Source organism: Cupriavidus nantongensis (genome assembly GCF_001598055.1).
Lineage (GTDB): Bacteria > Pseudomonadota > Gammaproteobacteria > Burkholderiales > Burkholderiaceae > Cupriavidus > Cupriavidus nantongensis.
Genome location: NZ_CP014844.1, coordinates 1,420,389 through 1,435,274, shown reverse-complemented (window position 1 = coordinate 1,435,274; position 14,886 = coordinate 1,420,389). Strand labels below are relative to the sequence as shown.

General features: G+C 68.2%; 12 protein-coding genes. 4 read left to right on the top strand and 8 right to left on the bottom strand.

Going from position 1 to position 14,886, the window contains the following annotated elements; translation table 11 throughout:
- Nucleotide 1: 1 nt before the first annotated feature.
- The 4 genes from A2G96_RS06625 to nosZ form a co-directional block, all read right to left on the bottom strand.
- Nucleotides 2-952, bottom strand: a complete 951-nt coding sequence (locus A2G96_RS06625) for an ABC transporter ATP-binding protein (protein WP_062797893.1) — start codon at nucleotides 950-952, stop codon at nucleotides 2-4.
- A complete protein-coding gene (locus tag A2G96_RS06620) occupies nucleotides 927-2,213 on the bottom strand; it encodes a nitrous oxide reductase family maturation protein NosD (RefSeq protein WP_062797890.1) in 1,287 nt (428 codons plus the stop codon). Before A2G96_RS06620 ends, A2G96_RS06625 begins: the two co-directional genes overlap by 26 nt.
- A complete protein-coding gene (locus A2G96_RS06615) occupies nucleotides 2,210-4,816 on the bottom strand; it encodes a 4Fe-4S binding protein (protein WP_062802092.1) in 2,607 nt (868 codons plus the stop codon). The genes A2G96_RS06620 and A2G96_RS06615 overlap by 4 nt, the downstream gene beginning before the upstream one ends.
- Before the next feature lie 69 nt (nucleotides 4,817-4,885).
- Nucleotides 4,886-6,844 (bottom strand): TAT-dependent nitrous-oxide reductase, encoded by a 1,959-nt coding sequence (nosZ, locus tag A2G96_RS06610; RefSeq protein ID WP_062797888.1) that lies wholly within the window; start codon nucleotides 6,842-6,844, stop codon nucleotides 4,886-4,888.
- A gap of 244 nt (nucleotides 6,845-7,088) precedes the next feature.
- Between nosZ and A2G96_RS06605 the strand changes: the two genes are divergently transcribed.
- On the top strand, nucleotides 7,089-8,147 hold the full coding sequence (locus A2G96_RS06605; protein WP_062797886.1) for an FAD:protein FMN transferase: 1,059 nt from the start codon (nucleotides 7,089-7,091) through the stop codon (nucleotides 8,145-8,147).
- 78 nt (nucleotides 8,148-8,225) lie between these two features.
- On the opposite strand, the gene A2G96_RS06600 is transcribed toward A2G96_RS06605, so the two are convergent.
- Nucleotides 8,226-8,624 (bottom strand): c-type cytochrome, encoded by a 399-nt coding sequence (locus A2G96_RS06600; RefSeq protein WP_062797884.1) that lies wholly within the window; start codon nucleotides 8,622-8,624, stop codon nucleotides 8,226-8,228.
- A 10-nt stretch (nucleotides 8,625-8,634) separates the two neighbouring features.
- Nucleotides 8,635-8,982, bottom strand: a complete 348-nt coding sequence (locus tag A2G96_RS06595) for a c-type cytochrome (RefSeq protein ID WP_012352394.1) — start codon at nucleotides 8,980-8,982, stop codon at nucleotides 8,635-8,637.
- Between the two features lie 541 nt (nucleotides 8,983-9,523).
- On the opposite strand from A2G96_RS06595, the gene A2G96_RS06590 reads away from it, so the two are divergent.
- Genes A2G96_RS06590 through A2G96_RS06580 form a run of 3 tightly spaced genes read left to right on the top strand, consistent with a single transcriptional unit; the run spans nucleotide 9,524 to nucleotide 12,239 of the window.
- Nucleotides 9,524-10,405, top strand: a complete 882-nt coding sequence (locus tag A2G96_RS06590; RefSeq protein ID WP_062797882.1) for an AAA family ATPase — start codon at nucleotides 9,524-9,526, stop codon at nucleotides 10,403-10,405.
- A gap of 17 nt (nucleotides 10,406-10,422) precedes the next feature.
- Nucleotides 10,423-11,034: a GNAT family N-acetyltransferase gene (locus A2G96_RS06585; RefSeq protein WP_062797879.1), complete on the top strand. Its 612-nt coding sequence runs from the start codon at nucleotides 10,423-10,425 to the stop codon at nucleotides 11,032-11,034.
- 29 nt (nucleotides 11,035-11,063) lie between these two features.
- Nucleotides 11,064-12,239 carry a vWA domain-containing protein gene (locus A2G96_RS06580; RefSeq protein WP_062797877.1) on the top strand — a complete coding sequence of 392 codons (1,176 nt, stop codon included), beginning with the start codon at nucleotides 11,064-11,066 and terminating at the stop codon, nucleotides 12,237-12,239.
- Nucleotides 12,240-12,341: 102 nt separating this feature from the next.
- On the opposite strand, the gene A2G96_RS06575 is transcribed toward A2G96_RS06580, so the two are convergent.
- Entirely contained in the window at nucleotides 12,342-13,331 is a 990-nt protein-coding gene (locus A2G96_RS06575) for a Bug family tripartite tricarboxylate transporter substrate binding protein (protein ID WP_062797875.1), read from the bottom strand.
- 65 nt (nucleotides 13,332-13,396) lie between these two features.
- Nucleotides 13,397-14,848 (bottom strand): aldehyde dehydrogenase, encoded by a 1,452-nt coding sequence (locus A2G96_RS06570; RefSeq protein ID WP_062797872.1) that lies wholly within the window; start codon nucleotides 14,846-14,848, stop codon nucleotides 13,397-13,399.
- Nucleotides 14,849-14,886: the final 38 nt, after the last annotated feature.

Genomic DNA, 14,886 nt, shown 5'->3' with positions numbered 1-14,886 from the left:
CCTACCCCTTCATTCCGAGAAAAAGATCCTCGAGCGACGGCTCGTGGATCTCCAGGTCCAGCAGCCGGCCGGCGAGCGGCTGCAGCGCGGCCAGCACCGCCATCTTGGCGGCGGGCGCACAACGCACGGTCAGCGCGCCGGGCGGTGCATCGTCGATATACAGCGGGGGCAGCGCAGGCAGCGCGCGCAACCGGCGCAGCGCCTCGTCGCGCGCGCCGGCCTCGGTCCGCAGCACCAGCGTCAGCGGCAGGCCGGCCCGGGCGCGCAGCGCCTCGAGGCTGCCGGCGGCCTGCAGGCGGCCTGCGGACAGGATGGCGAAGCGGTCGATGCGCTGCTGCAGCTCGGCCAGGATGTGCGAGGTGATGACGATGGTGACGCCACGTTCGCGCAGCGTGTTCAGCATGGCGTAGAAGTCGCGGATCGCGGCGGGGTCGAGGCCGTTGGTCGGCTCATCGAGGAACAGCACGCGCGGCGTGCCCAGCAGCGCCTGCGCAAAGCCCAGCCGCTGGCGCATGCCTTTCGAATACTCGCGCACCGGGCGCGCGGCGGCAGCGCACAGGCCCACCTGCTCGAGCATCGGCGCGCACGCTTGCGCCTGCACGCCCTTCAGTCGCGCAAAGAAGCGCAGCGTCTCCAGGCCGCTCAGGTTGTCGTGCAGCACCAGGTGTTCGGGCAGGTAGCCGATGCCGCGGCGTGCCGCACGAAAGGCGCGGCTGCCCACGTCGGCACCCGCCACGCGCAAGGTGCCGTGCGTCGGCGGCAGCAGGCCCAGCATCATCCGGAACAGCGTGCTCTTGCCCGCGCCGTTATGGCCGATCAGCCCGAGCAGCTCGCCCTGCCCCACGCTCAGGCTGACATCGTCGACGGCGCGCAGCGCGCCGAAGTGCTTGCTGACGCCGGACAGCACGATCGCATCCATGGCCGGATCAGCGGCTGGTGTCGGCGGGCTCATGCCATTGCCTCCAGTTGGCGCGGGCCGGACGCATGCGCGGATATTCGTCGACTACCCCGGGCGCCCGGATCACCGGAAACTGGCGCCCGGCCAGCCGCAGCGCCTGCAGCGCGGGGCTGCCCAGCAGCAGCGTCACGCCCGGATAGCGCCAGCTGAGCCGGTCGACCAGGTCGTTGGCCCGGTACGGGATATCGCCCACGCCATCGGCATCGCGGTCCCAGCCCAGGTAGTTGCTCCAGTAGTTTCCCAGCTGCTTTTCAGCCGGACTGCGTCCGCCCCAGGCCTCGTCGCGCGCGCCGACATAGCGCACCGGCTCGCGATTGCCGATGAAGTCGTTGCCCTGCACCACGTTGCGCGTCGATCCCGCCGACAGGTGCACGCCGATGGCGTTGCCGAGCACCAGGTTGCCGCGCAACTGCGCATACTCGACATCGTAGATAAAGAAGCCGCGCTGGTTGTGCGCGACCACATTGCCTTCGATCACCGAGTCCTGCAGCGTGCGCAGCATGATGCCGTGGTCGGCATTGGCCCAGGTGCGGTTGTTGCGCACCACCTGGTCGCGCACTTCCATCAGCGCCAGTCCGCCGCGGTTGCGGTAGCTGTCGTTGTGCTCCCACAGGTTGTGGTACGAGTTCATGTAATGGGTGCCGTAGCGGCTGTGGTGCAGCCGGTTGCCGCGGAACACGGCATGGTGCGAGACATCGACGTAGAGCGCATCGCGCACGAAGCTGATGTGGTTGTCGAGAATGCGCGCGCCGCGCGTGTTGTAGAGCTGCACGCCGTTGCCGCGCTGCGCCGAGTTGTAGTCGCGCTTGCCGGTGATGGTGTTGGCCTCGACGCGGACCTCGTCGGCCTTTTCGATCCACAGGCCGAACAGGTTGTAGGTCAGCTCGCAGTGCCGCACTACCGCGCGATGCGCGCCGGGCTGGATGTAGATGCCGGCGTTCTGGTCCTTCAGGCTGTCGCCGGAGTCGCGCACGATCAGTCCCTCGACGGTCACGTCGGGCGCCGCGATGCGCAGCGTATCGCCACGCAGCGCGCCGCTGAGCGTGGGCCGCGCGATGCCGCGCAGCACCAGCGGCCTGGCGACGGTGAAGTTGCCGGTGTAGTGGCCGCGCGCGATCTCGATGGTGTCGCCGGCGGCCGCCGCATCGATCGCCGCCTGCAGCGACTGGCCGGGCTGCACGCGCCACGTCGCGGCCGCCGCGCCGGTCATGCCGCAGATCAGCCATAGCAACGGGATACCGCACTGCAGCCTCATGCGCCCAGCATCCCCATCGCCTTCAGCGCCAGGAACAGCGCGGCACCGATCAGCAGGTTCTTGAAGCCGACATAGCTGAGCATGTCCATCACGGTGGCGCGCCGATGGCGACCGCGCCACCATGGGCCATCCTTGACATAGCGCTTGGCCGACAGGCGGATCAGCACTTCGTAGAGGCTCCAGCCCAGCCACCAGCCGATCACCGCGCCGGCGCGCAGCTGCCCGCTGGCTGCCAGCGCCCACGCCACGGTTGCCGCCAGTGCCACCGCCACGCCCGCCAGCTGCAACGCCGCGGCGGAGCGCCAGCCCTGGCCGCTCCAGGGCCACAGGTGGTCCCACAGCTCGGCGAAGCAGCGCGCGGCGCCCGTGGTGGCGGCGTAGGGCGGCGTCACGGGATCGGTCGGCAGGCGCGGATCGGGGCCCGACGGCTGTGCCGCGGCGGCCGCCACCGGCACCAGCGGAATGAAATACCCGTCGCGCCCCACCGGCGTCAGCGGCAGCCCGTCGCGCTCGCGCCGCTTGCGCTCGCGCGCCAGCGGCGGGCAGCCGTGCGTATCGGTGTAGAGCACCATGCAGTCGAGGCAATGCAGGCATTCGCGCTGGTCGATGCGGCCATCGGCATCGATCGCCTGCGCGCCGCAGCCCGCCGCGCATGCCTTGCAGCGGTTGCAGTCGGGCTTGCGCCGCAGGCCAAACCAGCGGAACGTGCTCGGCATGGCCAGCGCCGCGCCGAGCGGGCACAGGTACTTGCAGTAAGGCCGTTCTATCAACAGCGACAACCCCAGCAGCGCGCACGCGAACAGGCCGTAGGGCCACGCGCGGTTCGCGATGCCGACCAGGAAGGTGGTCTTGAACGGCTCGATCTCCGCCAGCCGCTCGGCCAGCCCCATCGAGAACACCGACACCGTCAGCAGCGCGAAGAACACGCCATATTTGACCCACTTGAGCCGGTCGTGCCAGCGCCGCGGCAACTGCCGCTGCCAGCGCTTCAGCCCGATCAAGCCGCCGAGCTTGTAGATCGCCTCGGACAGCGAGCCGAACGGGCACAGCCAGCCGCAGAACAGCCCGCGCCCGAACAGCAGCACCGTGACGATGATGAAGATCCAGAAGCAGAAGATAAAGGGATCGCTCAGGAACAAGGCCCAGTCCCAGCGCAGCAGCAACGCATGGAACCACGTCAGCACCTGCGTCACCGAAGGCTGCGCCATCGCGCCAAACCCGACGAAGACGATGCTGATGGCCCAGACCGTGTACTTGAACGCATTGACCGGCCACTTGCGCTTGTGGGTGGCGCGCCGCGTCAGGCGGTCGCGCAGCGCGTAGACCAGCGTGACCGCGCCCAGCAGCGCCACGAACAGCGCGATGGCGCCGGCCTGCCGGCGCCACACCTTGCGCCACGGCGCCTCGGGCACGTCGAGATGGGGGCGGCCGCCCTGCAGCAGCGCCGCCGGCAGCCAGTACGGCGCGTCGAAGCTGGCAAAGCTGCGCGTGCCGGTGGCGCGGTCGACCCGGTTGCCGAGGAACGACAGCTTCCACGGATACGCCGCCGAAAACGCCGGCGAACGGATCACGAAGATCGCCGACTCGGTCGGCGCCGGCGCGCCCGCCGCGGCCACGCCATAGAGGTTCAGGTAGTCGAGGTCGCGGAAGGTGAAGGCGTCGGCGTCCTGGCGCACCTGCACCCGGTCATAGATGCCGCCACGCACGAAGCCCGAGCCCTTGAACGACTCGTTGCCGGCGGTGCGGATCACGAAGATGGCGTGCTCGCCTGGCCGCAGTTGCGCGCGCAGGCCCTGCCAGCCGGCATCGCCGAGCACGCTGCGCGCGATATCGGGATGATTGAGGTCGCCGAACCACAGCTCGATAAACGGCCCGCCGCCGCCCGGCAGGCCGACCTGCGCAGGCTGCACCAGCAGGCGCTGCACCGCGCCCATCGCCACCAGTTGCGACCAGCTGTAGTGCGTGCCGCTTTCAACGTAGCGCGCCGGCGCGCGCTGCGTCGGCGCCAGGATGCCGACCTGCCGCGCCACCGCCGCACCCGCCGTGGTCAGCACCTGGTTCTGCGCGATCACCGTCACCGTGGCGCCGGAAATCGCATCGACGCCGACCACGCCTTCGTCGGGTCGCGACTGCCCCACTTCGATCTTGTCGGCGACCGACTTGCCGACGTACTGCCGGTTGAAATCGAGCAGCGCCGACTCCGGAATGCCCAGCAGCAGGATCGGCTCCGAATGCTTCAGCACCTTGACGCCGGCATAGCGGCCCTGCGTGTCCATGCCGATCAGCGTCACCACCGGCTTGCCCGAATATGCCGGCGTGTCGGTGATGTCGGTCGACAGCATGACGTAGCCGAGCAGCTCGCGCTTGCCGCCGGAGCCGGTGCGGTAGCCCTCGACATAGGGCGGCTGGCCCATGCGCTGCGAGAATTCGGTGGCGCCGGGCAGCACCTGCGCGCATGGCACCAGTGCGCACAGGTCGGCAGCCGTGGCCAGTTGCGGCGGCAGCTCGGCCTCGTAGGCGCCCGCATGCGCCGGCGCGACCAGGCCAAGCGCGAGCAGCCACGCGGCCACGATCGCGACCAGTCCTTTGAAGATTGCGTCCATCATGGAAAGGCAGCAGGCATGGCGTCGCGCGCGGCCGATGCGCCGCGCGCAACGCTACGCCAGGCCGGCTCAGGCCTCGACGATCATGCGACTGCGCATCTCGAGATGCAGCGCGTGGCAGAAGTGGGTGCAATAGCACCAGAACACGCCGGGCTTGTCGGCAACGAAGGTCACCGACGCGGTCTCCTGCGGATTGACGATGAAGTTGATGTTGTACTTCGGGATGGCAAAGCCGTGCGTCAGGTCCTCGATCTTGTCGAGGTTGGTCAGGACCAGCGTGACCTCGTCGCCCCGCTTCAGCTTGATCTCGCGCAGGCTGAACACCGGCGCCTGCGAGGTGAGCTTCACCGTCACCTTGCGGCCGTTGCGGAACACGCCCGATTGCTGCGCATCCTTGATTGCCAGCGGGAAATCGTCGAGCGCGTAGACCTGCTTCGGCCGCAGCAACTCGCGCCGGAAGATGATGAAATCGTGCGGTTCGCTGTGCACGGGATGGTCCGCCAGCAGCACCATCTTGTCGCCGGAGATATCGATCAGCTGCTCGTTCTCGGCGTGCAGCGGGCCCACGGGCAGGAAGCGGTCCTTCGAGAACTTGCAACCCACCGCCAGCAGTTTGCCGTCGGCGGCGACGGTCTCGGATTGCGAGGCATTGAGGTGGCCGGGCTGGTATTGCACGTCGAGCCGGTCGACCACGTACTTGGCGCTCTTGTCGCCACGGTGGAAGCGGATCGCCGCGTCGATATTCCACTTGACCACCTGGCTGTCCAGGAACAGCGTGGTGTAGGCATTGCCGCGGCCGTCGAAGGCGGTATGCAGCGGCCCCAGGCCCAGTTCGACTTCCGCGACGATGGCGTCGTCCAGCTTTGCCAGCTTGCCGTCGAACCAGTCGAGCACCCTGGCCAGCTCGATCACCGTGGCGGTCGGCGACAGCTTGCCGGCGCAGACGAAGTACTTCTGGTCGGGGCTGGCGTTGACCCCGTGCGGGTTCTTCGGCACCGACACATAGGCGGTCAGCGCCGTGGCCGGGTCCTGGTTGGCGGCATGCGTGCCGTCGACAACCGGCACCTTGGAATCGCCGATGGTCCTGAACTTGCCGGCCTTCACGGCTTCTTCGATGCGGGCGATGTTGAAGAACAGGCAGGCATCGCGCTCGGCCGACATCATGTCCTCGAAGCGCACGCCCATTTCCACGTTGTACTGGTTGGTCGCGGCCAGCTTGCCATCGTACGAGGTCGCCACCAGGTCGCAGTTGCCGTCGATCAGCACCTGCCAGCGCACCGCCATGGTCTCGGCGTCGACGCAGGTGAACAGCGAGCGGTACTTGCTGCCGTCCTCGGTCGGCGTATTGGGCAGCGGCACGCCGAACTCGGCGCCGCAGAACACGCGCGTGGTGTAGTTGATGCTGGCGTCGACCGGATCGCGCTTGTCCGGGAAGATGCCGTGGAAGCCCTGCACATTGGGCAGCTCGGTGATCTTGTCGCAGATGAAGTAGTCGAGCCGGATGCGCGCCAGCCGGGCATTGATCTTGTCGTTGATCCAGGCGTAGCGGCCGTCGTAGTTGCCGTCCTTGTACGAGGCATGCACGTGATGGGTATCGCCGACGGTGTACTGCAGGTGGCCGTCGGCGCGCGTGCCCATCACGCGCTTCGATTCATTGGTGATGCCCCACCCCGTCAGCGCGTCCGGCACGAAGCACGGAATCCGGTGCAGCTCGCGCCCGGACGGCAGGCCCAGCACGCGCATGTCGCCGGCATGGCCGCCGCTCCACAGCCCGTAGTAGGTGTCGAGCTCGCCGGGCTTCAGGTGCACCGTGGTGGCCGTGGTGGCCGTGTTGCCGGCATGGCCGGCATGGCCGGCGTGGGCACCGGCGCCGCTGGCGGCCGTGGGCGCGACCGGCGCGCCGCCGTTGTCGGTGCACGCCGCCACGCCGGCAAGGCCGGCGAGCGCCGCGGTATTGATAAAGCGCCGCCGTCCGGGCGCGGCCGGTGCATCGTGGGGTGGCAGGGGATGCTGCGTGTGCCTGGTCATCTTCGTTCCTCGAACCGTCATGGCAAAGGCGGAGTCCGCTCCGCCGGCTTGCTGCTTGCTTTGTGTTGTGGTGGCTTGCTGCTGCCGGCTACAGATGGTCGAAGCAGATGGCGCGATCGAGCTTGATGATCGTCATGGTTCTTTTAAATATTCATTATCGATGCATGTTTTTCTCCGGCGGCGCGGACAGAATGGCGGCACGGCAAGGCTCACCGCCGCTTTCGCGATCGATACCCTCCTCGTCATGCGCTTCAAGACCCTACTGCCTGCACAGTCTTCCCTCCACCCCATCGACCACAGGCGCCGCGCGCTCGTCCGCGGCGCCGCGAGCGTGCCGCTGCTCGCCACCGCAATGTTCGTGCGGCCGGCGCTGGCCGATCCCTCGGTCACGCGTGCATCGCGCCGCCTGCTGGGCACGCGCGTCGACATCGTCGTGCAGGACAGCTGCCACGCTGCGGCGCAAGCCGCCATGTCGGCAGCCTTTGCCGAGATGGCGCGGCTGGAACGGTTGATGAGCCGCTATCGACCCGACAGCCAGGTCAACGCGCTGCAGCGCGCGGCCGGCCGCCACGCGCTGCACGTGGCGCCGGAACTGATGGCGGTGCTGCAGGCCGCCGCGGCGGTTTCGGCTCGATCGCGCGGTGCCTTCGATATCACCGTCGGCGCGTTCGCCGGCTGGCGCTTCGGCGCGGATGGCAACCGCTTGCCCGACGCCGCCGAACTGGCGCGCGAGCGCCCGCTGGTGGACTACCGGCAGGTGCGGCTCGACGCCCGGCGCGGCACGGCCATGCTGGCCCGCCCGGGCATGCGGCTGGACCTCGGCGGCATCGCCAAGCTGCCGATCCTCGATGCGGGGATGCAGGTGCTGCGGCGGCACGGGCTGGCCAACGCGATGATCAACGGCGGCGGCGATGTGCTGGCGATGGGCCAGTTGCAGGGGCGCGACTGGCGCATCGGCCTGCGCGATCCGCTCGCGCCGGCGCGGCTGCAGGGCGTGCTGCAGGTGCGCGATGCCGTGGTGGCGTCGTCAGGCGACTACGAGCGCTGCTTTGTCTCTGGAGGGCGGCGCTATCACCATGTGCTCGATCCCGCCACCGGCCTGCCGTCGGCCGGGCCGCACGGGATCACGCTGGTGGCACCCACCGTGGCCGCGGTCAACGGACTGGGCGCCGCGCTGATGGTGGCCGGCCAGGCGGCGTGGGCACGGCTGGCCGGCGGCAGCGCCGGCATCGACGGGCTGATCGTGGGCGACGGCGGCCGATGGATGTCCGCCGGCATGGCGCAACGGCTGCGGCAGGCCTGAGCGCGCGCGCCGCGGGCGAAAAAAAACCGCTTCGGGCGAAGCGGCTTCGTTGCCTGCAGGCGGCCTGGCCGCCGGCGGTTACTTCTTCAGCACCAGGTCGCCCGGCAGCGACTCGATGTAGGCGGCCATGTCCTTCAGTTCCTTGCGCGTGAACGGACGCGGCTTGCCGTCCTTGTCGGTGACCGCCGGGTTGGCGTTGACCTGGCCGGCCATGATCGCGTTGGAGCGGCCCACCAGCGCATTGCCCGACACCTGGTAGGACATCAGCGCGTGATACAGGTAGTCGGCATGCTGGCCGGCCAGCTTGGGGTAGTCGGGAGAGATCGGCTTGTTCATGCCGGCGCCATGGCAGGCCACGCAGTTGCCCTTTTCGACCAGGGTCTTGCCGTTGGCAAGGTCGGCGGCAAAGGCCGGCATGGCGGCAGCACCCAGCACGAGTGCGCCGAGCGCGAACGAAAGCGTCTTGAGCGTCTTCATGTGGGGTCTCTTACTTGAGGGAATTGTTCTGCGTGCCGGCGTTCTGCTGCGAGTAGTAGGCCGCCACGTTGGCGATGTCCTGCTCGGTCAGCGTCGCGGCGATGCTGCGCATGGTGGGGTGCTTGCGCTCGCCCTTCTGGTAGGCCTTCAGCGCGTTCTCGATGTACTTGGCGCTCTGGCCGCCCAGCAGCGGCACTTCATAGATCTCGGGGAAGGACGCACGGTAGCCCGGAATGCCGTGGCACCCGATGCACATTGCAACCTTGTCCTTGGCAGCGTCTCCATTGCCCTTGACTTCCTGTGCCTGCACGGCCGTTGCAGCCGCGCCCAGCACCACCATCGTGAGGAGCTTTTTCATTGTCTTTGCGGATTGGAAGTTAAACCGTGTGACCTGCCCTGCCGGGCGGAGACGGTTTCAGAATGCTTCTGCGGAGCAACCAGGGCGGCCGGTCGGTTGGCCGGGGTGCAACCCGCCAGAGATGTCGCATCCGGTCGGTTTGCCGGGGAGTGGAACACCATTCTGGAACCACCTCGCGCAATCGCCGCGACCCGGAAGGGCCGCTGGGACTTCTGAACGCGGACTGCCGGATACTGGAGAACTGGACGTGGGGGCGCGTCAAACCGCCGCATTGTACCGCAGCCGGCACCTGCCAGTCCAGCCAGCGGCCGGTGCCGGCGGAACCCTGTCGGCGCGCCCCAACACGAACCGCAAAGGTCTTTTATACTGGCCCATTCCGGGAATCCGCACGACCGTTCGCGAACGCTGCGCCAGCGGCACGCGGGCACCCGCCAGGAATCCTGTTTTCCATAACGAAAGCGCGCATCACAGCGCGAAGAGACCGCGCCCAGCACGCCAACCCGGCCCTCTCCCGCGAGCGGCCGCCACCTCAGGTTGCCTCATGTCAAACACCGCCAACGCCCAAGCCTCCTCCCAGCCGGTCCGCTTCGAAGGCAGCGACCAGTATGTTGCCACCGACGACCTCAAGCTCGCCGTCAATGCCGCGCGCACGCTGCAGCGCCCGCTGCTGATCAAGGGCGAGCCCGGCACCGGCAAGACCATGCTGGCCGAGGAAGTCGCCGCCGCGCTGGGCATGCCGCTGCTGCAATGGCATATCAAGTCGACCACCAAGGCGCAGCAGGGCCTGTACGAGTACGACGCCGTGTCGCGCCTGCGCGATTCCCAGCTGGGCGACGACCGCGTCCACGACATCCGCAACTACATCGTCAAGGGCGTGCTGTGGCAGGCCTTCGAGGCCGATGAGCAGGTCGTGCTGCTGATCGACGAGATCGACAAGGCCGACATCGAATTTCCCAACGACCTGCTGCGCGAACTCGACCGCATGGAGTTCTATGTCTACGAGACCCGCGAGCTGGTCAAGGCCAAACACCGGCCGCTGGTGATCATCACCTCGAACAACGAGAAGGAGTTGCCCGACGCCTTCCTGCGCCGCTGCTTCTTCCACTACATCAAGTTCCCCGATGCCGAGACCATGCAGCAGATCGTCGACGTGCACTACCCCGGCATCAAGCGCGAGCTGGTCGCCGCCGCGCTGGAATCGTTCTACGAGATGCGCAACCTGCCGGGCCTGAAGAAGAAGCCGTCGACGTCCGAGCTGATCGACTGGCTCAAGCTGCTGATGGCCGAGGACATCCCGCCCGAGGCGCTGAAGAGCCCGGACAAGAAGGCCGCGATCCCGCCGCTGCACGGCGCGCTGCTGAAGAACGAGCAGGACGTGCACCTGTTCGAGCGCCTGGTGTTCATGAACCGCGCCAACCGCTGAGCGCACGGCCAAGCCCGATGACCGACACGACCACCACCCCCGCATTGGCCCAACCCGTGACCCTGGTGGGCCGGCATGCCACGCTGGAACCGCTGCGCCCCGAGCACGCCGACGGCCTGCGCGCCGCCTGCGCCGATGGCGAGCTGTGGAAGCTCTGGTACACCAGCGTGCCGGCGCCCGAGCGCATGGAGGCCGAGATCGCGCGGCGCCTGGACCTGCAGCAGCGCGGCACCATGCTGCCGTTCGCGGTGCGCGACGCGGCCGGCGAGCTGGCCGGCATGACCACCTACATGAATATCGACGCGGCCAACCGGCGCGTCGAGATCGGCTCGACCTGGTATGCGCGCCGGGTCCAGCGCACGCCGCTGAACACCGAGTGCAAGCTGATGCTGCTGGGCCATGCCTTCGACCATCTCGACTGCATCGCGGTGGAATTCCGCACGCACTGGATGAACCAGCAAAGCCGCGCCGCGATCGCCCGCCTGGGTGCGCGGCAGGACGGCGTGCTGCGCAACCACATGCGCATGCCCGACGGCACGCTGCGCGACACCGTGGTGTTCTCGATCATCGCCAGCGAATGGCCGGCGGTGCGGCAACACCTGCAATTCCAGCTCGAGCGCCCGCGCTGACGCGGCGCGCCGACTGAAAGCGAGGCACCATGCTGATCGATTTCTTCTTCTCGCTGCGCCACGCCAAGCTGCCGGTATCGGTCAAGGAATACCTGACCATGCTGGAAGCGCTCAAGGCGCAGGTCATCACGCCCTCCATCGACGAGTTCTACTACCTGTCGCGGATGACGCTGGTGAAGGACGAGAAGCACTTCGACAAGTTCGACCAGACCTTCGCCGCCTACTTCAAGGGCGTGGAGAGCCTGGTCGACTGGAAGTCCGACATCCCGCTCGACTGGCTGCAGAAGACGCTGGAGCGCGAGCTGTCGCCCGAGGAAAAGGCGAAGATCGAGGCCATGGGCGGCCTCGACAAGCTGATGGAGCGCCTCAGGCAGCTGCTCGAGGAACAGAAGGAAAAGCACGAGGGCGGCAACAAGTGGATCGGCACCGGCGGCACCTCGCCGTTCGGCCATGGCGGCTACAACCCCGAGGGCATCCGCATCGGCGGCCCGTCCAAGGGCAACCGCACCGCGATCAAGGTGTGGGAGGCGCGCACCTACAAGGACTATGACGACCAGGTCGAACTGGGCACGCGCAACATCAAGGTCGCGCTGCGCCGGCTGCGCCGCTTTGCCCGCGAAGGCGCCGACACCGAACTGGACCTCGACGACACCATCCACTCCACCGCGGCCAACGCCGGCCTGCTCGACATCAAGCTGCGGCCCGAGCGCCACAACAAGGTCAAGGTGCTGATGCTGATGGACGTGGGCGGCTCGATGGACGACCACATCAAGCGCGTCGAGGAACTGTTCTCGGCCACCAAGACCGAGTTCAAGCACCTGGAGTACTACTACTTCCACAACTGCCTGTACGACTACGTGTGGAAGAACAACCGCCGCCGCCACGCCGAGAAGCTGGCAACCTGGGACCTGCTGCACAAGTACACGCCCGACTACAAGATCATCTTCGTCGGCGACGCCACCATGAGTCCGTACGAGATCCTGCAGCCCGGCGGCTCGGTCGAGTACAACAACGCCGAGGCCGGCGCGGTGTGGCTGAACCGGATGACCGAGCAGTTCCCGCACTTCGTCTGGCTCAACCCCGAACCGGAAGGACTGTGGCAGTACCGGCAGTCGATCACCGTGATCAACCAGCTGATGAAGGGACGGATGTTCCCGGTCACGCTGGCGGGGCTGGAGCAGGCGATGAAGGTGTTGTCGAAGTAGGGCTGGTCACTGCCAGCGCCTGCCGGTTTTGCTCCCTCTCCCGCTTGCGGGAGAGGGAGCACCCCAGCGCAATTCGAATTCCCTGGTTGTTCTCTTCTCGCCTCAGTCCACCGAAATCCCAGCCTGCCGGATGAACTTGCCATAGCGCGCACGATCCGCATTCTGCCGCTCGGCAAACGCCTGGATGCTCAGCGGCGCCACGGCGCCACCCAGCTTGTTGACGTTTTCCTGCAGCTGCGCGCCGGCGAGGGTGCGGTTGATCTCGCGGTTCATGCGCTCGACGATCTCCGGCGGCGTGCCGGCGGGCGCATAGACGCCGAAGGTCGAGTCGCCGTCCACCTCCGGCAGGCCGGCTTCAGCCAGCGTCGGCACGTCCGGGTATTGCGCCGCGCGCTTCGCGCTGGCCACCGCCAGCAGCCTGAGCTTGCCGCTGGCCACGTGCTGCAGGCCAGGGCCGGGATCGAACATGAACTGCACCTGTCCCGCCAGCAGGTCACTCAATGCCGGCGCGGCGCCCTTGTACGGCACGTGCACGGCGTCGAGCTTGCCGGCGCGCTTGAACATCTCGGCAGCGATATGCGGCGTGCTGCCGTTGCCGGCCGAGCCGTAGCTGAGCTTGCCCGGATGCGCCCGCAGATAGGCGATGAACGCGTCCAGCGTCTTGGCCGGCACCGACGGATGCACCAGCAGGTAGACCCGCACCAGCGCCACCGACGCGACCGGGGTCAGGTCCGCGAGCGGGTCGTACGGCATCTTCTTGTAGAGGAAGGGGTCGATGGCCACCGCTCCGCCCGAGGTCAGCAGGAAGGTATAGCCATTGGCCGGCGCCTTGGCCACGGCATCGCCGCCAACGATGCCGTTGGCGCCGGGGCGGTTGTCGATCACCACCGGGCGCTTCAGCGCCTGCGACAGACCGGGCGCGATGCCGCGCGCCAGCGTATCCGCGGCGCCGCCGGCCGGGAAGTTGACGACCAGCCGGATCGGCTTGTCCGGCCACGCCTGCGCAGCGGCCGGCGCGCTCGCGCCAGCCAGCAGGCCCAGCGCGCACGGTGCGGCGCAAAGGGCGCGCGCAATACGGTGGGGGAATCGCATGATGGTTGTCTCCTGTCTTCTGTTTTCTTTTCTGTGCTGCCTGCCCGTGCGCCCTGCGGCGATCCTCAGAACGGATACTGCCGGGGCGTGGTCTGCACCGTGATCCAGCGCAGCTCGGTGAAGGCATCGATGCCAGCCTTGCCGCCAAAGCGGCCATAGCCGCTCGCCTTGACGCCGCCGAACGGCATCTGCGCCTCGTCGTGCACGGTCGGGCCATTGACGTGGCAGATGCCCGATTCGATGCGGCCGGCCACCCGCAGCGCGCGCGCCACATCGGCGCCGAACACGGCCGCCGACAGCCCGTAGGCCGAATCGTTGGCGCAGGCAATGGCCGCTTCCACGCCGTCCACGCGCACGACTGCCTTGACCGGCCCGAACGATTCCTCGCGATAGATCTCCATCTCCGGGGTCACGTGATCCAGCACCGTGGCCCGCATCAGCGTGCCGGTCGCCTTGCCGCCGCACACCAGGCGCGCGCCCTTGGCCAGCGCGTCGTCGATCATCGCGTTGCAGCGCTCGACGGTGCTGATGTCGACCACCGAGCCCAGCACCGCCGGGCCGGTGCGCGGATCCGCCAGCGGCAGGGCGTCGGCGCGCGCGGCAAAGCGCGCCACGAAGGCGTCCGCGATGCTGGCATCGACCACGATGCGCTCGGTGGACATGCAGATCTGGCCCGAGTTGGCAAAGGCGCCGAAGATGGCGCCGTCGACCGCGGCCTCGAGGTCGGCATCGTCCAGCACCACCAGCGGGGCCTTGCCGCCCAGTTCCAGCACCGCGGGCTTCAGGTGCCGCGCGCAGGTCTGCGCGATCAGCCTCCCCACGCGGGTCGAGCCGGTAAAGTTGACGCGGCGCACGCCCGGGTGGGCGATGATGGTTTCGACCACCGCGGCGGCATCGGCCGGGGCGTTGGTGACAAAGTTGACCACGCCTGGCGGAAAACCCGCTTCCGCCAGCGCATCGACGATCAGGCCATGCGTGGCCGGACAGACCTCCGAACCCTTCAGGATGACGGTATTGCCGCAGGCCAGCGCCGTGGCCACGGCGCGCACGCCGAGGATCACCGGTGCGTTCCATGGCGCGATGCCCAGCACCACGCCCGCGCCCTGCCGCACCGCCATGGCCAGGCTGCCCGGCACGTCAGAGGGGATCACCTCGCCGTTGATCTGCGTGGTCAGCGCGGCGGCCTCCTGCAGCATGCCGACGGCAAGGTGCACATTGAAGCCGGCCCACATCGCCGACGCGCCGGTCTCTGCCGCCATCGCGGCGGCGAGCGCTTCGGCCTTGCCTTCGAGCGCCTGCGCGGCGGCCATCAGCAAGTCGCGCCGTTGGCCCGGACCGGTGTCGCGCCAGGCCGGGAAGGCGCGCGCGGCAGCGTCGGCTGCGGCCAGCGCATCGGCGGCCGTGGCGGCCGGCGCCCGCGTGGCCACGCTGTGATCGAGCGGGTTGCGGCGCTCGAAGGTGGCGCCGTCGGCGGCCTGGCTGCGCTCGCCGTTGATCAGCATGGTGATGCTTTGCATCGTCTCGTCTCCTGGAAGGGGTACTTGGTCTGTCGTCC